21 protein-coding genes and 2 tRNA genes are annotated in these 21,483 nt (G+C 64.2%); 3 read left to right on the forward strand and 20 right to left on the reverse strand.

The annotated features are described in order from the left end of the window. Positions 1-34 precede the first annotated feature (34 nt). The 13 genes from nuoK to QX124_RS23880 all read right to left on the reverse strand — a co-directional run bounded on the left by nuoK (position 35) and on the right by QX124_RS23880 (position 10,659). Complete coding sequence (nuoK, locus tag QX124_RS23820) at positions 35-343, reverse strand: NADH-quinone oxidoreductase subunit NuoK (protein ID WP_284418728.1); 309 nt, start codon at positions 341-343, stop codon at positions 35-37. Next, positions 340-978 carry an NADH-quinone oxidoreductase subunit J gene (locus QX124_RS23825; RefSeq protein ID WP_315738266.1) on the reverse strand — a complete coding sequence of 213 codons (639 nt, stop codon included), beginning with the start codon at positions 976-978 and terminating at the stop codon, positions 340-342. Before QX124_RS23825 ends, nuoK begins: the two co-directional genes overlap by 4 nt. 9 nt (positions 979-987) lie before the next feature. After that, positions 988-1,476, reverse strand: coding sequence for an NADH-quinone oxidoreductase subunit NuoI (gene nuoI, locus QX124_RS23830; RefSeq protein ID WP_006611003.1), 489 nt, complete (start codon positions 1,474-1,476; stop codon positions 988-990). Between the two features lie 7 nt (positions 1,477-1,483). Next, positions 1,484-2,554, reverse strand: coding sequence for an NADH-quinone oxidoreductase subunit NuoH (nuoH, locus tag QX124_RS23835; protein WP_315738267.1), 1,071 nt, complete (start codon positions 2,552-2,554; stop codon positions 1,484-1,486). 10 nt (positions 2,555-2,564) lie between these two features. Next, entirely contained in the window at positions 2,565-4,634 is a 2,070-nt protein-coding gene (gene nuoG, locus QX124_RS23840) for an NADH-quinone oxidoreductase subunit NuoG (protein ID WP_315798453.1), read from the reverse strand. Between the two features lie 103 nt (positions 4,635-4,737). Further along, positions 4,738-6,063: an NADH-quinone oxidoreductase subunit NuoF gene (nuoF, locus tag QX124_RS23845; RefSeq protein ID WP_315738269.1), complete on the reverse strand. Its 1,326-nt coding sequence runs from the start codon at positions 6,061-6,063 to the stop codon at positions 4,738-4,740. A 22-nt stretch (positions 6,064-6,085) separates the two neighbouring features. After that, entirely contained in the window at positions 6,086-6,301 is a 216-nt protein-coding gene (locus QX124_RS23850; protein WP_315756756.1) for a hypothetical protein, read from the reverse strand. Next, a complete protein-coding gene (gene nuoE, locus QX124_RS23855) occupies positions 6,298-6,909 on the reverse strand; it encodes an NADH-quinone oxidoreductase subunit NuoE (RefSeq protein ID WP_172236403.1) in 612 nt (203 codons plus the stop codon). Before nuoE ends, QX124_RS23850 begins: the two co-directional genes overlap by 4 nt. Positions 6,910-6,923: 14 nt before the next feature. Continuing rightward, positions 6,924-7,883, reverse strand: coding sequence for an FkbM family methyltransferase (locus tag QX124_RS23860; RefSeq protein ID WP_315798454.1), 960 nt, complete (start codon positions 7,881-7,883; stop codon positions 6,924-6,926). Next, a complete protein-coding gene (locus tag QX124_RS23865; RefSeq protein ID WP_315798455.1) occupies positions 7,883-9,079 on the reverse strand; it encodes an NADH-quinone oxidoreductase subunit D in 1,197 nt (398 codons plus the stop codon). The genes QX124_RS23860 and QX124_RS23865 overlap by 1 nt, the downstream gene beginning before the upstream one ends. Before the next feature lie 14 nt (positions 9,080-9,093). Continuing rightward, positions 9,094-9,699: an NADH-quinone oxidoreductase subunit C gene (locus QX124_RS23870; protein ID WP_315756759.1), complete on the reverse strand. Its 606-nt coding sequence runs from the start codon at positions 9,697-9,699 to the stop codon at positions 9,094-9,096. 13 nt (positions 9,700-9,712) lie between these two features. Then, positions 9,713-10,297 carry a NuoB/complex I 20 kDa subunit family protein gene (locus tag QX124_RS23875; protein ID WP_284418856.1) on the reverse strand — a complete coding sequence of 195 codons (585 nt, stop codon included), beginning with the start codon at positions 10,295-10,297 and terminating at the stop codon, positions 9,713-9,715. Beyond that, on the reverse strand, positions 10,294-10,659 hold the full coding sequence (locus tag QX124_RS23880) for an NADH-quinone oxidoreductase subunit A (RefSeq protein ID WP_008964559.1): 366 nt from the start codon (positions 10,657-10,659) through the stop codon (positions 10,294-10,296). The genes QX124_RS23875 and QX124_RS23880 overlap by 4 nt, the downstream gene beginning before the upstream one ends. A gap of 601 nt (positions 10,660-11,260) precedes the next feature. On the opposite strand from QX124_RS23880, the gene QX124_RS23885 reads away from it, so the two are divergent. After that, a complete protein-coding gene (locus tag QX124_RS23885) occupies positions 11,261-11,458 on the forward strand; it encodes a hypothetical protein (protein ID WP_315738273.1) in 198 nt (65 codons plus the stop codon). Between the two features lie 190 nt (positions 11,459-11,648). Here QX124_RS23885 and QX124_RS23890 read toward each other — a convergent pair. Then, positions 11,649-11,725, reverse strand: a tRNA-Asp gene (locus QX124_RS23890). 473 nt (positions 11,726-12,198) lie between these two features. On the opposite strand from QX124_RS23890, the gene pepT reads away from it, so the two are divergent. Next, positions 12,199-13,455 carry a peptidase T gene (gene pepT, locus QX124_RS23895; protein WP_315780250.1) on the forward strand — a complete coding sequence of 419 codons (1,257 nt, stop codon included), beginning with the start codon at positions 12,199-12,201 and terminating at the stop codon, positions 13,453-13,455. 6 nt (positions 13,456-13,461) lie between these two features. On the opposite strand, the gene QX124_RS23900 is transcribed toward pepT, so the two are convergent. Then, positions 13,462-14,319 carry a class I SAM-dependent methyltransferase gene (locus tag QX124_RS23900; protein WP_315798456.1) on the reverse strand — a complete coding sequence of 286 codons (858 nt, stop codon included), beginning with the start codon at positions 14,317-14,319 and terminating at the stop codon, positions 13,462-13,464. A gap of 64 nt (positions 14,320-14,383) precedes the next feature. Then, positions 14,384-14,986: a hypothetical protein gene (locus tag QX124_RS23905; RefSeq protein WP_315798457.1), complete on the reverse strand. Its 603-nt coding sequence runs from the start codon at positions 14,984-14,986 to the stop codon at positions 14,384-14,386. Between the two features lie 206 nt (positions 14,987-15,192). On the opposite strand from QX124_RS23905, the gene QX124_RS23910 reads away from it, so the two are divergent. After that, complete coding sequence (locus QX124_RS23910; protein ID WP_315780254.1) at positions 15,193-16,020, forward strand: metallophosphoesterase; 828 nt, start codon at positions 15,193-15,195, stop codon at positions 16,018-16,020. On the opposite strand, the gene QX124_RS23915 is transcribed toward QX124_RS23910, so the two are convergent. The 4 genes from QX124_RS23915 to clpX form a co-directional block, all read right to left on the reverse strand. Beyond that, positions 15,959-16,444 (reverse strand): cyclic nucleotide-binding domain-containing protein, encoded by a 486-nt coding sequence (locus tag QX124_RS23915; protein WP_315780256.1) that lies wholly within the window; start codon positions 16,442-16,444, stop codon positions 15,959-15,961. The genes QX124_RS23910 and QX124_RS23915 overlap by 62 nt on opposite strands. A gap of 337 nt (positions 16,445-16,781) precedes the next feature. Beyond that, a tRNA-Val gene (locus QX124_RS23920) sits at positions 16,782-16,858 on the reverse strand. A gap of 184 nt (positions 16,859-17,042) precedes the next feature. Continuing rightward, the gene (lon, locus tag QX124_RS23925; RefSeq protein ID WP_315738279.1) at positions 17,043-19,466 is read right to left on the reverse strand and encodes an endopeptidase La; all 2,424 of its coding nucleotides are present in this window, start codon (positions 19,464-19,466) and stop codon (positions 17,043-17,045) included. A 328-nt stretch (positions 19,467-19,794) separates the two neighbouring features. After that, complete coding sequence (gene clpX / locus QX124_RS23930; protein ID WP_012044595.1) at positions 19,795-21,069, reverse strand: ATP-dependent Clp protease ATP-binding subunit ClpX; 1,275 nt, start codon at positions 21,067-21,069, stop codon at positions 19,795-19,797. Positions 21,070-21,483 lie beyond the last annotated feature (414 nt).

A 21,483-nucleotide genomic window follows, 5' to 3' on the forward strand; every position in this document is an offset into this window, starting at 1 on the left:
CAAGCCGGCCCCCATCTGTGCGGATCATGCGCCCTTAGCCCTTCATCAGATTGACGTCTTCAACCGCAATCGAGCCGCGGTTGCGGAAGTAGACCACCAGCACGGCGAGGCCGATCGCGGCTTCCGCCGCCGCAACGGTCAGAACCAGCAGCGCGAACACCTGCCCTACGATGTCGCCGAGGAAGGTGGAGAACGCCACCAGGTTGATGTTCACCGCGAGCAGGATCAGCTCGATCGACATCAGGATGACGATGATGTTCTTGCGGTTCAGGAAGATGCCGAGGATGCCGAGCGTGAACAGCATCGCGGCGACGGCGAGGTAATGTCCCAGTCCGATGGTCATTTCACCCACTCCGCGGCGTCCGTATCCTGCAGCCCCTGCCCGACCGCAACCTTGCGGACGGCCATCGCCATCTCGGGCGTGCGCGCGTTCTGGACGTTGATGTCCTGGCGCTTGACGCTCGCCTTGTGGCGCAGGGTCAGCACGATCGCGCCGATCATCGCCACCAGCAGGATCATGCCCGACAGCTGGAAGTAATGGATGTATTTCGTATAGAGCACGAGGCCGAGCGCCTCGGTATTGGTGACGTTGGTCGGGATCGCCGCGGTGATCGCCTTCGGCGCCGTCGGGTTGATGACCCAATACGACACCGTCAGCAGCAGCTCGAACAGGAAGATGCCGCCGATGACGAGGCCAATCGGCATGTACTGCAGGAAGCCCTCGCGGAGCTCCGTGAAGTCGACGTCGAGCATCATGATCACGAACAGAAACAGCACCGCGACCGCGCCGACATAGACGACAACCAGGATCATCGCCAGGAATTCGGCTCCCATCAGCACGAACAGGCCGGAGGCGTTGACGAAGGCGAGGATCAGGTAGAGCACCGAATGAACGGGGTTCTTCGAGACGATCACCATCACGGCCGAGGCCACGCAGACCGCCGCGAAGAGATAGAAGAAGAGCGCAGGAAGGATCATCGGACGGCCTCAGCGGTACGGCGCGTCGAGCGCGATGGCTTTGGAGATCTCGCGCTCCCAGCGGTCGCCGTTCGCGAGCAGCTTGGCCTTGTCATAGTACAGCTCCTCGCGGGTCTCGGTCGCGAACTCGAAGTTTGGTCCCTCGACGATGGCGTCGACCGGGCAGGCCTCCTGGCACAGGCCGCAATAGATGCACTTCACCATATCGATGTCGTAGCGCACCGTGCGGCGGGTGCCGTCGTTGCGGCGCGGGCCGGCCTCGATGGTAATCGCCTGCGCAGGGCAGACGGCCTCGCAGAGCTTGCAGGCAATGCAGCGCTCCTCGCCGTTGGGATAGCGGCGCAGCGCGTGCTCGCCGCGGAAGCGCGGCGAGATCGGGCCCTTCTCGAACGGATAGTTCAGGGTCGGCTTGGGCTGAAAGAAGTAACGCATCGCGAGGAAGAACGCGGAGACGAACTCCTGCAGCAGCAGCGACCGTGCGGTGGCGGAAATGTTCATGACAGCCTCATTTCGGCGCGATGCCGGCGAAGTGCAGCACGCCCGCGACGATCACCACCATGGCCAGCGACAGCGGCAGGAAGACTTTCCAGCCCAGACGCATCAACTGGTCGTAGCGGTAACGCGGCACGATCGCTTTCGCCATCGCGATCAGGAAGAACATGAAGAACAGCTTGAGCGAGAACCAGATGACGCCCGGCACCCAGTTGAACGGCGGCAGGTCGATCGGCGGCAGCCAGCCGCCCAAAAACAGGATCGTCGCCAGCGCACACATCGTGGTGATCGCGACATACTCGCCGAGCATGAACAGCAGGTACGGCGTCGAGCCGTATTCCACCATGAAGCCGGCGACGAGCTCCGATTCCGCCTCCACCAGATCGAACGGCGGACGGTTGGTCTCGGCCAGCGCCGAGACGTAGAACACCACGAACATCGGGAACAGCGGCCAGACGTACCAGTTCAGGATCGTCAGCTGCGGCAGGCCGATCAGGCTCGCAAGCCCGCGGGCATGCTGCGCCTCGACCACCGCCGAGAGGTTCAGGGTGCCGGCGCACAGCAGCACCGTGATGATCACGAAGCCGATCGAGACCTCGTAGGACACCATCTGCGCCGCCGAGCGCAGCGCCGCCAGGAACGGGTACTTCGAGTTCGACGACCAGCCGGCCATGATGATGCCGTAGATCGACAGCGACGAGATCGCGAAGATGAAGAGGATGCCGACATTGATGTCGGCGATCGCCCAGCCGAGATTGGTCGGGATCACCGCCCAGGCCGCCAGCGCCAGCACGCAGGAGACCAGCGGCGCCAGCAGGAACACGCCCTTGTTGGCGCCGGCCGGAATGATCGGCTCCTTGAGCACGAACTTCAGCAGGTCAGCGAACGACTGAAACAGGCCCCAGGGCCCGACCACGTTGGGACCCCGGCGGATCTGCACCGCCGCCCAGATCTTGCGGTCGGCCAGCAGGATGTAGGCAATCGCGACCAGCAGGACGACGAGGAGCAGGACGCTCTGCGCGACCATGACGATCAGCGGCCAGAGGAAGCCGGTCCAGAACGAGCTTGCAAAGAAATCAGCCATCAGGTCACGCTCACTCCGCTGCCGTCAGCATCTGCCCGGAAGCCAGGCGGGAGCATTCCGCCATGACCGCCGATGCGCGCGCGATCGGGTTGGTGAGATAGAAGTCGTCGATCAGCGGCTTGAACGGCGCCTTCTCGAGGTTGCCGCCCTTGCCCGCCAGGGTCTTGATGTCGGCGATCTTGCCCGCCTCGATCTGGTCGATGCGGCCGAGATGCGGCACGGCCTTGATGATCGCAGCGCGCAGAGCGGCCAGCGAGTCGTAGCCAAGCTTCTTGCCGAGCACGTCGGACAGCGCGCGGATGATCGCCCAGTCCTCGCGTGCCTCGCCCGGCGGGAACGACGCCCGGCCGGCCATCTGCACTCGGCCCTCGGTGTTGACGTAGAGGCCCGACTTCTCGGTATAGGCCGCCCCCGGCAGGATGACGTCGGCGCGATGCGCGCCGCGGTCGCCATGGGTGCCGATGTAGACGACGAACACGCCCTCGGGCACCTCGACCTCGTCGGCGCCGAGCAGGACCATCACGTCCATGGTGCCGAACGTCGTCATCTGCGCGGCCGTGAGGCCGGTGCCATTGAAGCCGATGTCGAGGGCGCCGACCCGCGACGCCGTATTGTGCAGCACGGCAAAACCGTTCCAGTCGTCGCGCACGGCGTTGACGTCCATCGCGATCTTGGCGGCCAGCGACAGGATCGCCGCACCGTCGTGGCGCGCTGCGGCGCCGGCGCCGACCAGCACGATGGGGTTCTTGGCGTTACGGAAGGTGGTCGCGAACGAATGCTTGCCGGCAGCGACGTCGCTCAGGGAGTCGGTGCCAGCGCCGATGTGCTCGTACGCATAGGTCAGATCGGCCTTGGGACCGACGACGCCGACCTTGAGCTGACCGGAGCGCCAACGCTTGCGGATGCGGGCGTTGAGCACAGCCGCTTCCTTGCGCGGATTGGCACCGACGATCAGGATCGCGTCGGCCTGCTCGATGCCGGCGATGGTCGGATTGAACAGGTAGGACGCACGGCCGAGCTTGGCATCGAAGCTGTCACCGCCCTGCACCGCGACGTTGGTCGAGCCGAGCTTTGCGAGCAGATCCTTGAGCGCGTACATCTCCTCGACTGCGGCGAGATCGCCGGCGATGGCGCCGACGCGCTTGCCATCGATGCGCGACAGCTTGGTCGCGATCGTCTTGAACGCCTCGGGCCAGGAGGCCGGGCGCAGCTTGCCATCCTCGCGGACATAAGGACGATCGAGCCGCTGCGTGCGCAGGCCGTCGACGACGTAACGGGTCTTGTCGGAGATCCACTCCTCGTTCACGGCATCGTTGATGCGCGGCAGGATGCGCATCACCTCGCGGCCGCGGGTGTCGACCCGGATCGCCGAGCCGAGCCCATCCATGACGTCGATCGACTGCGTCTTGCCGAGCTCCCAAGGGCGTGCGGCGAAGGCGTAGGGCTTCGAGGTCAGCGCACCGACCGGGCAGATATCGACCAGATTGCCCTGCAGCTCCGAGCTCAGCGCCTGCTCGAGATAGGTCGTAATCTCCATGTCCTCGCCACGGCCGATCGCGCCCATCTCCGGCACGCCGCAGACCTCCGCCGAGAAGCGGACGCAGCGCGTGCACTGGATGCAGCGGTTCATCGAGGTCTTGACCAGCGCGCCGAGATATTTGTCCTCGACCGCACGCTTGTTCTCGGCGAAGCGGCTGGTGTCGACACCATAGCCCATCGCCTGGTCTTGCAGGTCGCACTCGCCGCCCTGGTCGCAGATCGGGCAGTCGAGTGGATGGTTGATCAGAAGGAATTCCATCACGCCTTCGCGTGCCTTCTTGACCATCGGCGACCGGGTCGAAATTTCCGGCGGCTCGCCCTTCGGGCCCGGCCGGCAATCGCGCACGCCCCAGGCGCAGCTCGCGACCGGTTTCGGTCCGCCCTTCACCTCGACGAGGCACATCCGGCAGTTGCCGGCGATCGACAGCCGCTCATGATAGCAGAAGCGCGGGATCTCGGCGCCGGCCGCCTCGCACGCCTGCAGCAGCGTGTACTCCGGCGGCACATCGATCTCTTTGCCATCGATGATGATCTTGGTCATTGCCTCACATCTCTCTCAAACCACGAGCCACCGCGCCGTCGCGCACCGGAAAGGCGCGACAGGCGCGAAGGAAAACCTTGCTGGCAGGTTGGCCTGCCATCGCCTACTCCGCCGCCACCATGTGCGCGGGATCGCGCACGCCGACGTCGTCGACATCGGCCTTGTGCGAATACTGGTCGATCCGCGCTTCGATCTCGTGACGGAAATGCGTGATCAGGCCCTGGATCGGCCACGCCGCGGCGTCACCGAGCGCGCAGATCGTATGCCCTTCGATCTGCTTGGTGACCTCGAGCAGCATGTCGATCTCGCGCTTGTGCGCCCGGCCCTCGGCCATGCGGGTCAGCACGCGCCACATCCAGCCGGTGCCCTCGCGGCACGGCGTGCACTGGCCGCAGCTCTCATGCTTGTAGAAATAGGAGATGCGCGCGATCGCCCGGATCAGGTCGGTCGATTTGTCCATCACGATCACGGCCGCGGTGCCGAGGCCGGAGCGCAGCTTCGACAGGCTGTCGAAATCCATCGGCGTGTCGATGATCTGATCGGCCGGCACCATGCGCACCGACGAGCCGCCCGGAATCACCGCCTTCAGATTGTCCCAGCCGCCACGGATGCCGCCGCAATGCTTCTCGATCAGCTCGCGGAACGGGATGCCCATCGCCTCTTCGACGTTGCAGGGCCGCTCGACGTGACCGGAGATGCAGAACAGTTTTGTGCCGACATTGTTCGGACGGCCGATGCCGGCAAACCACGCCGCACCGCGGCGCAGGATGGTCGGCGCCACCGCGATCGACTCGACGTTGTTGACCGTGGTCGGGCAGCCATAGAGGCCGACATTGGCCGGGAATGGCGGCTTCAGCCGCGGCTGGCCCTTCTTGCCCTCGAGGCTCTCCAGCAGCGCGGTCTCCTCGCCGCAGATATAGGCGCCGGCGCCGTGGGCGACGTAGACATCGAACGGCCAGCCATGGATGTTGTTCTTGCCGATCAGGTTGGCCTCATAGGCCTGATCGATCGCCGCCTGCAGCCGCTCGCGCTCGCGGATGAACTCGCCGCGCACATAGATGTAGCAGGCATGCGCATTCATCGCGAAGCTGGCGAGCAGACAGCCCTCGACGAGATGATGCGGATCATGCCGCATGATCTCGCGATCCTTGCAGGTGCCGGGCTCGGACTCGTCGGCGTTGACCACGAGATAGCTCGGCCGGCCGTCGGTCGATTCCTTCGGCATGAACGACCATTTCAGGCCGGTCGGGAAGCCGGCGCCGCCGCGGCCGCGCAGGCCCGACGCCTTCATCTCGTTGATGATCCAGTCGCGGCCCTTCTCGATCAGCGCCTTGGTGCCGTCCCAGCTGCCGCGCCGGCGTGCGCCTTCAAGGCCCCAATCGTGCAGGCCATAGAGGTTGGTGAAGATGCGGTCCTTGTCGTCGAGCATGATCAGACGGCTTCCTCGGATGTCAGCGGTTCGACTGCATGGTGGCGATGAAGGCGGCGCAGCCGCCGAACACCAGCGCCCACAGCAGACTGGACTCCAGCGTCGCGTTGAGCGCGAACCGCTGCAGCACGAAAATGAAAGCGGCGGCCGCGAGTGTATGCAGCGCCACGTAGCGCCAGTTCTTCATCGCGGCGCCCTCTTGGCTCAGGGCCGCAACGCGGGTGCGCTTGCGGCTCATGTCTTTTCCTTCAACGTGGTCGGACCGCCGGCGGGCGCCGAGAACTGGCGACCGTTCTGCGGACCAGGCGTCGGCAGGTTGCCGGTCGCGAAGCCGTCGAGCACCTTGCCGAAGCTCTCCGGCGTCAGGTCCTCATACGTGTCCTTCCAGACCTGCACCATCGGCGCATTCACGCAGGCGCCCAGGCACTCGACCTCTTCCCAGCTGAAGTCGCCATCCTTCGACAGATGGAAGGGGTCGTGATGAATACGGTGCTTGCAGACCTCGATCAGCTCCTCGGCGCCGCGCAGCCGGCATGGCGTCGTGCCGCAGACCTGGACGTGGGCCTTCTTGCCGACCGGCTGCAGCTGGAACATGGTGTAGAAAGTCGCGACCTCGAGCACGCGGATATAGGGCATGCCGAGCATGTCGGCGACGACGCGGATCGCAGCTTCGGACACCCAGCCCTCGTTCTGCTCCTGGGCGCGCCACAGGATCGCGATCACCGCCGAGGCCTGCCGGCCTTCCGGGTATTTCGCGATCTGAGCCTTGGCGAAGGCGAGGTTTTCCTCCGTGAACGCAAAGCTCGCGGGCTGGACTTCCTTCGGGGCAAGACGGCGGACGGACATGGATCTTCAGTCTTTCATTGCATGCGGCGCGCGGCACTTGCATTGAGCGCTGCGACGCGATTCTGCCAGAAGGCACTTGCAGTTCCGAACACGTTATAGCCGACGTGAGCGGACGCCTTGATGCGGTCGAGGATCGACAGCTCGGTCACGATCTCGAAGCGGCCGCTCGCGGGGTCGTAGACCATCAGTTGCATCGGCGTTTCATCGAGGATGTAGCGCGACACCGTATGATTGCGATCCTGGCCGTGCTCCTCGCACAGGACCATGCTGTCGGTCGCAAGCAGCCGCGCCCCACCCTTGATCGCCTCGATCTCGACGCCCTCGACGTCGAGCTTGATCAGGTACTTGCCGGAAGCGGCGACGTTGCCGTCGTCGATGAGATCGTCGAGCGCCATCACTGGCACCTGCTCACCGCCAGCGCTGTCGCCAGCGATACTGAAGGCCTCGTGCTTGGTACCGGTGAGATGCGCGACGCCGCGGCGTTCGCCGATGGCGCACTTCATCACTTCGAAGCGGCCGCCGTTGATCTGCGCATTGTTCGCAAGCTTGGCGAAGTTCGCCGAGGACGGCTCGATCGCGATCGCCTTGTGCGAGCCGTAGGGCGTGCTCGACACCAGCACCGACCAGTAGCCGTAATTGGCCCCGCCATCGATGAAGGTGTAGTCGACATCGACCGTGCCGAGGAACAGCAGCTCGAGCTCGTCCTCATAGTGATAGGCGCGGTTGAGCAGCTTGCTCCAGTAGCCGTCGCCATAGGGGAACTCGAACACGGCGTCCGGGTTGAGCTTCACCGCGATGTCCCGCTCGGGCAGCGCCAAGCGCAGCAGGTTGGCGCAGCGATTGTAACCGCGATGCGAGAAATGCGACGAGATCTTCGAGCCGGTCGACAGCGCCAATGCAGCCGTGCGCTCCCAGAGGTTCGCTCCTTCGAGCGCTCCGGAGGCACGATCGAACTGGATCGGCGCATGGCCCATCAGCGGTCCACCTCTCCGAACACGATGTCGAGCGAGCCGAGAATGGCCGAGACGTCGGCGAGCAGATGGCCGCGGCAGATGAAGTCCATCGCCTGCAGATGCGCGAAGCCCGGCGCGCGGATCTTGCACTTGTAGGGCTTGTTGGTGCCATCGGCCACCAGATAGACGCCGAACTCGCCCTTCGGCGCCTCGACCGCCGCATAGATCTCACCCGCGGGGACGTGCACGCCCTCGGTATAGAGCTTGAAGTGGTGGATCAACGCTTCCATCGAGCGCTTCATCTCACCGCGGCGCGGCGGCGCGATCTTGTTGTCGGTGATCATCACCGGGCCCTTCCCGTCCGGTGCACGCAGCTTCTGGATGCACTGCTTCATGATACGCACCGACTGGCGCATCTCTTCCATGCGGATCAGATAGCGGTCGTAGCAGTCGCCGTTCTTGCCGATGGGAACGTCGAACTCCATCTCGGCATAGACGTCATAGGGCTGCGACTTGCGCAGGTCCCAGGCCGCGCCAGAGCCGCGCACCATCACGCCGGAGAAGCCCCACTCCCAGGCCTGCTTCAGGGTCACGACGCCGATGTCGACGTTGCGCTGCTTGAAGATGCGGTTGCCGGTAAGGAGCCGGTCGAGATCGTCGACCACCTTCAGGAACGGGTCGCAGAACGCGTCGATGTCGTCGATCAGCTTCGGTGGCAGGTCCTGGTGGACGCCACCGATGCGGAAGTAGTTGGCGTGCATGCGCGAGCCGGAGGCGCGCTCATAGAACACCATCAGCTTCTCGCGCTCCTCGAAGCCCCACAGCGGTGGGGTCAGCGCTCCGACGTCCATCGCCTGCGTGGTGACGTTCAGCAGATGCGACAACAGCCGGCCGATCTCGGAATAAAGCACGCGGATCAGCTGGCCGCGGCGCGGCACCTCGATACCGAGCAGGCGCTCGGCGGCGAGGCAGAAGGCATGCTCCTGGTTCATCGGCGCGACGTAATCGAGCCGATCGAAATAGGGCATCGCCTGCATGTAGGTCTTGGTCTCGATCAGCTTCTCGGTGCCGCGATGCAGAAGGCCGATATGCGGATCGACGCGCTCGACCACCTCACCGTCCAGCTCCAGCACAAGGCGCAGCACGCCGTGTGCCGCCGGATGCTGCGGGCCAAAGTTGATCGTGAAGTTGCGGAGTGCCGGGCTCTGCTCGTTCATGCTCGCGCTCCCACTCACTTCGTCGCTTTCTCGTCGCCGGGCAGCGGATAGTCCGCGCCTTCCCAGGGCGACAGGAAATCGAACTTGCGGAATTCCTGGTTGAGCCTGACAGGCTCGTAGATCACCCGCTTCTCCTGGTCGTCGTAGCGCACCTCGACGAAGCCGGTGGTGGGGAAATCCTTGCGCAGCGGGTGGCCGTCGAAGCCGTAATCCGTCAGCAGGCGGCGCATGTCCGGGTGACCGACGAAGATCACGCCGTAGAGATCGTAGGCCTCGCGCTCGAACCAATCCGCGCCCGGGAAGACGTCGATCAGCGACGGCACCTGCGTCGTCTCGTCGGCCTCGGCCTTGAGCCGGATGCGTGCGTTCAGGGTCGGAGACAGGAAGTGGTAGACGACGTCGAAGCGCTTGGCGCGCTCCGGGTAGTCCACCGCGGTGATGTCGGTGATGTTGACGAACCGGAGAGCCGGATCATCACGCAGATACTTCACAACCTCGACGATCCGACCCGGCTCCACGCTCACCGTGAGCTGATTGAAAGCGACCGAATGGCCGATCGCCGCGCCCGGAAGCGCGCTCACGATCGTCTGCCCAAGGGCGTCGAGCCTGCCGTCGTCCATAACGAAAAAACCTTCAGCGTTCGATGGTGCCGGTGCGCCGGATCTTCTTCTGCAGCAGCAGAACACCGTACAGCAGCGCTTCCGCGGTCGGCGGACAGCCGGGCACATAGATATCAATGGGAACGATGCGGTCGCAGCCGCGGACCACCGAATAGGAATAGTGATAGTAGCCGCCGCCATTGGCGCACGACCCCATCGAGATGACGTAACGCGGCTCCGGCATCTGGTCGTAGACCTTGCGCAGCGCCGGCGCCATCTTGTTGGTCAGGGTGCCGGCGACGATCATCACGTCCGACTGGCGCGGCGAGGCGCGCGGCGCGAAGCCGAAGCGCTCGACGTCGTAGCGCGGCATCGAGACCTGCATCATCTCGACGGCGCAGCAGGCCAGGCCGAACGTCATCCACATCAGGGAGCCGGTGCGGGCCCAGGTGATGAGATCGTCAGCGGTGGCAACGAAGAATCCCTTGTCCGACAGTTCGTGCCTGACCTCGAGGAAATACGGGTCGTTGGCACCGATCGGCCTGCCGGTCGCGGGATCGAGAATGCCCTTCGGGGCCGGTGCGATTACCGGACCGGTCGAGGACGTGGTCGGGCTCAATCCCATTCAAGCGCGCCTTTCTTCCATTCGTAGGCAAACCCGACCGTCAGCACGGCCAGGAACACCAGCATCGACCAGAAGCCGGCCGCGCCGAGCTTGCCGAATGCCACTGCCCAGGGGAACAGGAAGGCGACTTCGAGGTCGAAGATGATGAAAAGGATGGCCACCAGATAGAAGCGGACGTCGAACTTCATGCGCGCGTCGTCGAACGCATTGAAGCCGCATTCGTACGCGGAGAGCTTCTCGGGATCGGGCTGCTGGTAGGCGACCAGGAAGGGCGCGATCAGCAGAACCACCCCGATGATGGCTGCGACACCTATGAACACGACAAGGGGGAGATAGTTCTGGAGGATGCCGGTCATCGGCGCCACTTTCCTCTGCGGTTTCGGTGCAAACCGCAGATTCGTTGCATTGGAATTGGTCGAAGCCTTAGCGCAGCGCACCAAGCCGCGCAAGACAAGCCGTCTCGCCGGTGTCATCCCTCCCCACATTGCGGAAACCTGGACACACCGGGCCACGGCGCCACGGATGACGCGTGCAGGAGCCGCATTGCAGACCCGCAGCATTACGGTGTCGCACGGACCGGCGCGGGATGCTGAGGTGATCAGCGATCGCGAGCACGCACGCCGCCGTGCGCAGGCTGGGCGGGGTCGGAGACGGATCAGCGTTCGATCGCGATCCAAGCAAGGCGACTGGACCGTCACCCGATAGGCGTCCGTTATCACATGAGATGGTCACGAAGGGCCGCCGGATCAAGATCACCCGCGGCGGCCGGCGCGGCCGCGGTCACCGCCGATGCCGGCATGGGTGCCGATCACAGGCTCCGGCCGCATACTCCCGATTGCCGGCGCGCCGACTGCAACCGATGAAACCATTTTGAGGAAACGAGGAAACCGGATCGAAACAAAGCGGAGGTACATGTCCAGGCAACAAAGTGGCGCTCTGAGACGCCGGGAGGCTGACATGAACCACTCGCTGCATTCCGCAGACCGATCGACTCACCTGAAGATCGTCGTCGTTGCCCTGATCGCAGGCATCGCGGTTACCGCTTTCGGTATCGCGACCCGCGCCAATGTGGATTACAGCCAGACGGCATCGCACGTCGTGAAGGCCGGCAAGCCTGTGACCGTGACGAGTTCCAGCGACTCGATGGTCCGCTGAGCCGTCGGTCCGCTGCTGACAGCGGTCGCAGGCCACCCGCTGGGTGGCCTTTTTCGTGCCCGATCGGAAAGATTAGCGACGGAGCGCCTGCAGTTCGGCGAAGCGTCAGGTGGTGGCCGGGGAGAGATCACGCGGTCGCACGGCTTGCGGCGGCCAAAGGATCAAATCGAAAGCTAAGCCATTGAAAACATGGCGCGAGAGACGGGGCTCGAACCCGCGACCTCCGGCGTGACAGGCCGGCGCTCTAACCAACTGAGCTACTCCCGCGTGATCGCGAAATCCGCGGAGGAGTGCGACTTAAAGGGGCGATGTTTCGAAGTCAAGGACAATGAACCGATAGCTGTGCGAAGTCCTTGATGAGCGGTCAATCGCGGTCTCTCTGGGTGACGTCGGGCATCCGCCGTAAATCGCGCATGATGATGGGCCAAGTCGATGATCCGTCTTTCTTCAGGACCGCAACGGCGACGACCGCAAAGGAAGATGAGTTTCGAATCGCCGGACTGGGTATCCTTTAGGTCCCATGCGCGCGCAGGAGCGCGCAATTCAGCCGCCGGCGGGCGGTACCGATCACAGCGGGTCGCGACGTCGCATTCCGCAGCAAAGGAGCCGGCGGATGCGCTTTGATCGGGGGAACCACTGATAGCCTGATGAACCCTGGTATCTGGCATGCAATAACTGATATATTAATATACCGATGCATACGGTAACATATTGTTCCCTCTCCTGTCCTTGTGGTGCACATGTCCGATCCGCTTCGCAGCTACACCCACTCCGTCACCGAGCGTCTGCTCCGTTATGTCGTGATCGACACCCAGTCGGACCCGACATCGCCGACCTGCCCTTCGACGCTCAAACAGAAGAATCTCGGCCGGTTGCTCGCAGCCGAGCTGCAGGCGATGGGCCTCTCGGACGCCCATCTGGACGACCACGGCTACGTCTATGCGACCATCCCGGCCACCACCGACAAGGCCGTGCCGGTGATCTGCTTCTGCTCGCACATGGACACGTCGCCCGACTGCTCCGGAGCCGACGTGAAGCCGCAGATCGTGCGCAACTACCAGGGCGGCGACATCGTGCTGCCTAAGGACCCGAGCCAGATCATCCGTGCGGCCGAGCATCCGGCGTTGAGGGACCAGATCGGCAACGACATCGTCACCACGGACGGTACCACGCTGCTGGGGGCCGACAACAAGGCCGGCATCGCCGAGATCATGGACGCGGCGCAGTTCCTGATCAGCCATCCGCAGATCAAGCACGGCACCATCAAGATCCTATTCACGCCGGACGAGGAGATCGGCCGCGGCGTCGACCGGGTCGACCTGAAGAAGCTCGGCGCCCATTTCGGCTACACGATGGATGGCGAGACCGCAGGCAACATCGAGGACGAGACCTTTGCCGCCGACGGTGCCACCATCCTCATCAACGGTGTCAGCGCCCATCCCGGCTTTGCCAAGGGCAAGATGGAGCATGCCATCAAGATCGCATCTGCGATCATCGAGCGGCTCCCGAAGGATAGCTGCTCGCCGGAAACGACGGAGGGCAAGGAAGGCTTCCTGCATCCGGTCGGGATCTCCGGCGCGCTCGAACAGGCGCGGCTCGATTTCATCGTGCGCGATTTCAGCGAGCAGGGCTTGCGGCAGAAGGAAGCGCTGCTCGAGGACATCGTCAGGGACGTCCTGAAGGACTATCCGCGCTCGAGCTACCGGATGGAGGTTCGGCAGCAATACCGCAACATGAAGGAGGTCATCGATCTGCATCCGGAGATCGTGACCTATGCCGAGGAGGCGATCCGCCGCGCCGGCCTGACGCCGGTCAGGACATCGATCCGCGGCGGGACCGATGGTTCGCGGCTGTCGTTCATGGGCCTGCCCTGCCCCAACATCTTCGCCGGCGAGCATGCCTTCCACTCGCGTCTCGAATGGGTCAGCGTCCAGGACATGGAGAAGGCGGTGCAGACCATCGTCCATCTGGCGATGATCTGGGAAGAGCAGTCCTGAGCGGCGTCAGGCGCGCGCCGTCACCAGCCAGATCGAGCCGGCGAGCGTCACGCTGTCGCCGCGTACATACTGCGTCAGCAGCTCGCGGACCGACTGCCGCGCCGCATCGCGCGTCTCCTGGGGATGCCCCTCCAGCGCGCGGCTGGCGGGGCCGATCTCGAAGGCCGATTGTACGGCCGCATCGAGCCCCTTGCCGATCGCGACGTCGAGCGACAGCGCATGTGTCTCCAGCGCGACGTCGCTGAAGCCGGCCTCGCCCAGGATGCGCGTCACCCGCGCTTCCGATGCGAAGGCAAATGGACCGGGATCGTCGGGCGCCATCTCCGGCAGCTTCGGGACGTGGCGATAGACCGCCTGCAGCGGCGCGATCATCCAGGGATTGGCCTTCGGCTCGCGCCAGCAGGCGAATACGACCCGGCCGCCCGGCTTCAGCGCGCGGCGGATGTTGGCGAACGACGCCACCGGATCGGCGAAGAACATCACGCCGAACCGCGACACCAGCAGATCGAAGCTCGCCGGCGCGAACGGATGCACGGTCGCGTCGGCCAGCACGAACTCGGCGGGAAGCCCGGCCGGCGCCACCGCGCGCGCCCGCTCCAGCATTGGGGCGGAAATGTCGACCCCGAGCACATGCCCGCCAGGCGCCACCTGCCCGGCCAGCGCGATCGACAGGCCGCCACAACCGCAGCCGATATCGAGCACACGATCACCCGGCTTGGCCGCGATGCGGTCGATCAGGATCTGCGACACCGGTGCGAGCAGGATGTCCTGCGCCTCCTGGCGATCGGACCAGCGCTGGCCGCCCGGCCCGTTCCAATAGGCGATCTGGTCGGCGTTACGCTCGTCCCCTGCCGGCAATTGCATGATGTGCCCTGTCTGATTGAGGTCATCGCAAGAGCCGGCATGGCGCATGCAGCCGCCTGTCCTGTCAAGGCACGAGGCCGCGATGCGCTCGAGGAAGAAAGTGGGCCGGTTCTGACCACGGTTCGGAGAGACTTTCGCCGACGGCGAGAGCGCTCCAACATCGGCTCAGCCGCGCGAACTCCTGTCGGATGGCGTCGCGCCGCATCGGCGTGTAGGCCGCGCGCTCCTCCGCTGACATCCCATTTAGCAGGCTGCGCACCGACGGCGCCATCTCGGCCCCGCGCGCCCGCAGCGCCGGATCGTCAGCCTGCTGCAGCCAGTCCTGCCAGCACACATAGGTGGCGCGCTCGGAGCGGGCATAGTCCTCGCTGCGTTCCGGCATCAGGCGCTGGTCCCTGGTCTCATGCCTGCGACGCAGCCGCGCGGCCTCGCGGGACGAGGTCGCATGCGGGACCAAATGAAAAGTCCCGGCCGTGCCGCCGGCCGCGAGCCGCCCGAACACGGCGCCGTCAATCCCGAGATGCTTCTCGACGATGAAGTGTTGCAGATCATGCGGCATCCAGGGATCGAAGCCAGGAGCCGGGCTCATTTCGAGGGTGCGTCCATCACCGAGCATCGCGCGCACCGCGTAGCGGCGCTCGCCGGTGCGGACGAAGGAAACAGTCATGGGCGGTCGCGGACGACGAGACATGGGACACTCGCAATTGGCAGCCGCGGCTGAAAAACGGCCCCATCATACCGCCGCGGGCGAGGGATCGATAGATGCGCGCGGACCTGCTGGCGAGCGCAGCAGCGCAATGCAATAGCGGGACAGCCTCTGGTCTCGCTGGTTCTGGTCTCGCTCTTGCTTCGATCAGGCGCGTCAGGAGCCACATGCGCACTCTCATCGTTGCCGATCTTCATTACTCGCTGCCGCAGTTCGACTGGCTGGTGGCGGCTGCCGATCATTTTGATGCGGTGGTGTTCGCCGGCGATGCGCTCGATCTCGCCTCGATCGTCGACATTCGCGCCCAGATCGTGGTCGTGAAGACATATCTCGTGCTCCTGGCGGCCAAGACGCGGGTCATGATCTGCTCGGGCAATCATGACCTGGAGGAGCGCAGCCCGGATGGCGAGAAGATCGCGGCCTGGATCGGGACGGTCCGCGAGCTCGGCATCGCGGCCGACGGCGATGACGTCCTGATCGGCGATACGCTGTTCTCGCTTTGCCCATGGTGGGACGGTCCGCTGGTCAAGGCCGCGATCGGACGCCAGCTCGATGCCGCCGCGACGCGCGACGCAGCCCGCTGGATCTGGGTGCATCATGCGCCGCCGGCCAACTCGCCGGTGAGCTGGGGCGGCAAGCGCTTCTTCGGCGACACCGAGCTCGAAGGCTTCATCGCGCGGCACCGCCCGGCGATGGTGATCTCCGGCCACGTCCACCAGTCGCCGTTCATCAAGGACGGGTCCTGGTTCGATCGCGTCGGTGAGACTTGGGTGTTCAACACCGGACGGCAGCCCGGGCGACCGCCGACCTACATGGTGCTCGACACCGATGAAGGGCGCGCCTTCTGGTTGGCGGCCGGGCAAGCCGAATGGATCGATCTCGCCGGCCCGCTGCAACGCCCGGCGCAACCCGTAACGGCGGCGCCGGACTGGCTCAGAGTCGTGGATCGGATTCCAGATCCGTTCCTGGCGAAACCTGCTGCGGCGGCAGGTTGATCATGCTCTGCAGCACCTCGCCGACCATCGAAAGATGGGTGCCATGGCCGGCATATTGCCGCTTCAGGTCGGCGAGATAGCTGTTGGCGACGTTCAGGCGCTGCGCCAGCATGCGCGCAATCGCGAGCGTCGCCTCGGGATTTTCAGCCAGGAAGCGCCGAGCGTCGGGAATTTCGTAGATCAGGCAATCCGCGGCGGCGCGCACGGTCGCCGTGTGAGGCTGCTCAAGCAGCAGCGACATTTCACCGAACAGCGCGCCCGGCTCCGACACGACCGCCACCGTGGCGCCGGCCTTGATCACCTCCAGCCGCCCCTCGAGCAGGATGTAGAGATGCCCGGTGCTATGCCCCTCCTCGAGCAGCATGGTGCCCGCCGGAATGGCACGCTCATGTCCGCCGGTGCAGTGGCGCAGGAAGTCGGTCATCGGTTCGCCCGCGATGTTTCACTCCGCGCGCCAAGCTAGCCGAAGAACGGTTCATCGCCACGCGAAATCGTCCGGGCGCTTCGCACCAGCTGTCGCAAAGGATTTTAAACCCCTGTCCGAATTGAGCACTCGGCGGCGCCATCATCGTGATCGGGACGTGGGTTTGGCTCAGCCGCCGAGGCTCGATGGCAAGGTGGCTCAGCTTTACGAGAGCAGCAGATCGATGAAACCCGACGCACAAACGCGCGTCTGGAGAGCATCGCCATCAGCTTGGAAAATCGACGCGCACGACAATAGCAGCGTCACCATAGCGAGGGTGCGTCCCAGCGGATGCTAATGGTAGGCGGCGAGAGATTCGAACTCCCGACCCTCTCGGTGTAAACGAGATGCTCTAACCAGCTGAGCTAGCCGCCCTCACGTCGCGCTTCTTTACCCCCTGCCCGATCCTCAATCAACGCCGGAACCACGCGGCGGCAGCGAGAAACCGCCGCAGCGGGAACGGTGGGGGCAGACCACGCACGCTCGAAGGGTCGGTGGTTCGATCTCCCAACGAAAACGGCGCCCTTACGGGCGCCGTTTCCTTGGATCAGTTCGGACCTCAGTGGGCGGTCAGGCCGCCGGCGGCTTCGTCGCCGTCGGCCTTCACCGGCACCTTGGTGTCCTCTTCCCAGACGATCGGCACCGGCTTGCGGACCAGGGCACGGGCGACGACGTCGTCGAGACGGGACACCGGGATGATGTCCATGCCGCCCTTGATCGCATCGGAGATCTCCGTGAGATCCTTGGCGTTGTCCTCGGGGATCAGCACCGTCTTGATGCCGCCGCGGGCCGCAGCCAGCAGCTTCTCCTTCAGACCGCCGATCGGCAGCACGCGACCACGCAAGGTGATCTCGCCGGTCATCGCCACGTCGTGACGGATCGGAATGCCCGTCATGACCGAGATGATTGCGGTTGCCATCGCGACGCCCGCCGACGGACCGTCCTTCGGGGTCGCCCCCTCCGGAACGTGGACGTGGATGTCGCGGCGGTCGAACATCGGCGGCTCGATGCCATAGACGATCGCCCGCGAGCGGACGTAGGACGCCGCCGCCGAGATCGACTCCTTCATGACGTCGCGCAGATTGCCCGTCACCGTCATCTTGCCCTTGCCGGGCATCATGACGCCTTCAATGGTGAGCAGCTCACCGCCGACATCGGTCCATGCCAGACCCGTGACGATCCCGACCTGATCGTCGCTCTCGATCTCACCGAAGCGATACTTCGGCACACCCAAGAATTCCTCGACGGCCTTCTCGGTGACCTTCACCGACTTCTTCTTGGACATCATGAGCTCCTTCACGGCCTTGCGGGCCAGTGTGGAAATCTCACGCTCCAGGTTACGCACGCCCGCCTCGCGGGTGTAGCGCCGGATCACGAGCAGCAGCGCGTCATCGTCGATCGACCACTCCTTCGAATCCAGGCCGTGCTTTGACAGCGCGGACGGGATCAGATGCTTGCGGGCGATCTCGAGCTTTTCGGTCTCGGTGTAGCCCGCGATGCGGATGATCTCCATGCGGTCCATCAGCGGGCCGGGAATATTCAGCGTATTCGCGGTCGTGATGAACATCACGTTCGACAGGTCGTAGTCGACCTCCAGATAGTGGTCGTTGAACGTCGTGTTCTGCTCGGGGTCCAGAACCTCCAGCAGCGCCGACGACGGGTCACCCCGGAAGTCCGAGCCCATCTTGTCGATCTCGTCCAACAGGAAGAGCGGGTTCGAGGTCTTGGCCTTGCGCATCGACTGGATGATCTTGCCGGGCATCGAACCGATATAGGTCCGGCGATGACCGCGGATCTCCGCCTCGTCGCGCACGCCGCCCAGAGACACGCGAACGAACTCGCGGCCGGTGGCCTTCGCGATCGACTTGCCGAGCGAGGTCTTGCCGACGCCGGGAGGTCCGACCAGGCACAGGATCGGGCCGGTCAGCTTGTTGGCGCGCGACTGCACCGCCAGGTACTCGACGATGCGATCCTTGACCTTCTCCAGCCCATAGTGATCCGCATCCAGAACCGCCTGCGCGGCCTCCAGATCCTTCTTCACCTTGGACTTCTTGTTCCACGGGATCGACAGCAGCCAATCCAGATAGTTGCGCACGACGGTCGCTTCCGCAGACATCGGCGACATCTGGCGCAGCTTCTTCAGCTCGTGCTGCGCCTTCTCTCGCGCTTCCTTGGAGAGCTTGGTCTTGTTGATGCGCTCTTCCAGATCGGCGAGCTCGTCGCGGCCGTCCTCGTCACCCAGCTCCTTCTGAATGGCCTTCATCTGCTCATTCAGGTAGTACTCGCGCTGGGTCTTCTCCATCTGGCGCTTGACGCGCGAGCGGATGCGCTTCTCGACCTGCAGCACCGAGATCTCGCTCTCCATCAGGCCCAGCACCTTCTCCAGGCGCGTGGTGACGGACAGCGTCTCCAGGATGCCCTGGCGATCGGCGATCTTGACGGCGAGATGCGAGGCGACGGTGTCGGCCAGCTTGCCGAAATCGGTGATCGACTGAACGACGCCGACGACTTCGGCGGAGATCTTCTTGTTCAGCTTCACGTAGCTTTCGAAGTCCGACACGACGGACCGCCCGAGCGCTTCGGCCTCGACCGACTTCGCGTCGGTATCCTCGAGCGCAACGGCAGTGGCTTCGTAGTAGTCGGCACGATCGGTGTACTTCTCGACGCGCGCGCGCTCCAGGCCCTCGACCAGCACCTTCACAGTGCCGTCGGGCAGCTTGAGGAGCTGCAGCACGCTGGCGAGCGTCCCGGTCTCGTAGATAGCATCCGCAGCTGGATCATCGTCGGACGCGTTCTTCTGCGTCGCCAGCATCACCAGCGCGTCGTTCTTCATCACCTCTTCGAGGGCGCGGATGGATTTCTCGCGGCCGACGAACAGCGGAACGATGTTGTGCGGGAAGACGACGATGTCGCGGAGCGGCAGAACCGGATAGGCGTGGCTCTCGCCGTAGACGATGGTCGGCCGGGGTTTGGGGGTCGTCATGGCCTGTTCCTTTTGTTTAGCCCCCTTGCACGCAGTCCGCCATCGTGCGCAACCGCCACAAGGTGCGATCTGATCCGGACATCACTGACGCGTCGATATCGCCCGCTTGTTTCGGATCGTTTGTTGAGGCGAATCCCGGGATTGAGATTTGTATCGCCACGCGACATTAGGTGGCTATCGACCCGGGGGGTGTCAAGTATCGGTAAACACCCGCCAAAAATGGCTTTACGCGGCGGGACGCTGAAACGCTGCGATGCCGCGGACATGATGTCCGCAGCGATCGCCGATCTAACAAATCGAGGTCTTCTGTCTCTCGTGCCAGCGCGCCTCACGCGCTGGCGCTGCTTTCCACCGCACGATCGGACCGATCGGCGTAGATGTAGAGCGGACGGGCCGTGCCCTCGACCACTTCGCGCGAGATGACCACTTCCTCGACGCCCTCGAGACCCGGCAGGTCGAACATCGTCTCGAGCAGGATGCTCTCGAGGATCGACCGCAGGCCACGCGCGCCGGTCTTGCGTTCGATGGCCTTGCGCGCCACTGCGCCCAGCGCCTCGTCGGCGAAGGTGAGCTCGATGTTCTCCATCTCGAACAGCCGCTGATACTGCTTCACCAGCGCGTTCTTGGGCTCGGTCAGGATCTTCTTCAGCGAGTTCTCGTCGAGATCCTCGAGCGTCGCCACGACCGGCAGACGGCCGACGAACTCGGGGATCAGGCCGTACTTCAGGAGATCCTCAGGCTCGACGTGACGGAAGATCTCGCCGGTACGGCGGTCTTCCGGCGCCAGAACCTGGGCGGCGAAGCCGATCGAGGTCGACCGGCCGCGCGCCGAGATGATCTTCTCCAGTCCGGAGAACGCACCACCGCAGATGAAGAGGATGTTGGTGGTGTCGACCTGCAGGAACTCCTGCTGCGGGTGCTTGCGGCCGCCCTGCGGCGGAACCGACGCAACCGTGCCCTCCATGATCTTGAGCAGCGCCTGCTGGACGCCCTCGCCCGACACGTCGCGGGTGATCGACGGATTGTCCGACTTGCGACTGATCTTGTCGATCTCGTCGATGTAGACAATGCCACGCTGCGCGCGCTCGACATTGTAGTCGGCCGCCTGCAAGAGCTTCAGGATGATGTTCTCGACGTCCTCACCGACATAGCCGGCCTCGGTCAGGGTCGTCGCATCCGCCATCGTGAACGGCACGTCCAGGATGCGGGCGAGCGTCTGGGCGAGCAACGTCTTGCCCGAGCCGGTCGGACCGATCAGCAGGATGTTCGACTTCGCGAGCTCGACGTCCGAGTGCTTGGTCTGATGGTTCAGCCGCTTGTAGTGGTTGTGGACGGCGACCGAGAGCACCTTCTTCGCATGGTTCTGGCCGATGACGTAATCGTCCAGGACCTTGCAGATCTCCTTCGGGGTCGGAATCCCGTCGCGCGACTTCACCAGCGAGGACTTGTTCTCCTCGCGGATGATGTCCATGCAGAGTTCGACGCACTCGTCGCAGATGAAGACGGTTGGACCTGCGATCAGTTTGCGGACTTCGTGCTGGCTCTTGCCGCAGAACGAGCAATATAGCGTGTTCTTCGAGTCGCTCGTGCCGACCTTACTCATTCCTGTCTCCGTCCGCGGTTCGCTCTTGTCCGCTCGTTCGTTCCGATCCGGCACGGGCCGGACCAGACTGGTGAAAGAGCAAATTTCGTACCAAAATTAACACCTTGTTCTTCACCCGTCGTGCACCGACGACCTACGCGAATCCCCCACGATCCATAACTGGACACTCTAGCCAATCATGCTGTCATCCGACTATCAAGAATTCGCTAATCGGAGCACAGACCCTAGACCGTGACATTACCGTGATTTTGGGGCTTGACACGGTAAGAACACGCGAAATCAGCGAAGCGTTGCGTGTTTGCCACGCCTATTTGCCGGCCGCACGGCAGGGTTGCGGCCCTTTTGGGACCCCACCTTGGTACCTTTGCCGGCCCGAGCCGGCAAAGGCGATGCTGTTGCGTTCCGAGGCCCGTC

The organism is Bradyrhizobium sp. SZCCHNRI3043 (assembly GCF_032377735.1).
Classification (GTDB): Bacteria; Pseudomonadota; Alphaproteobacteria; order Rhizobiales; family Xanthobacteraceae; genus Bradyrhizobium.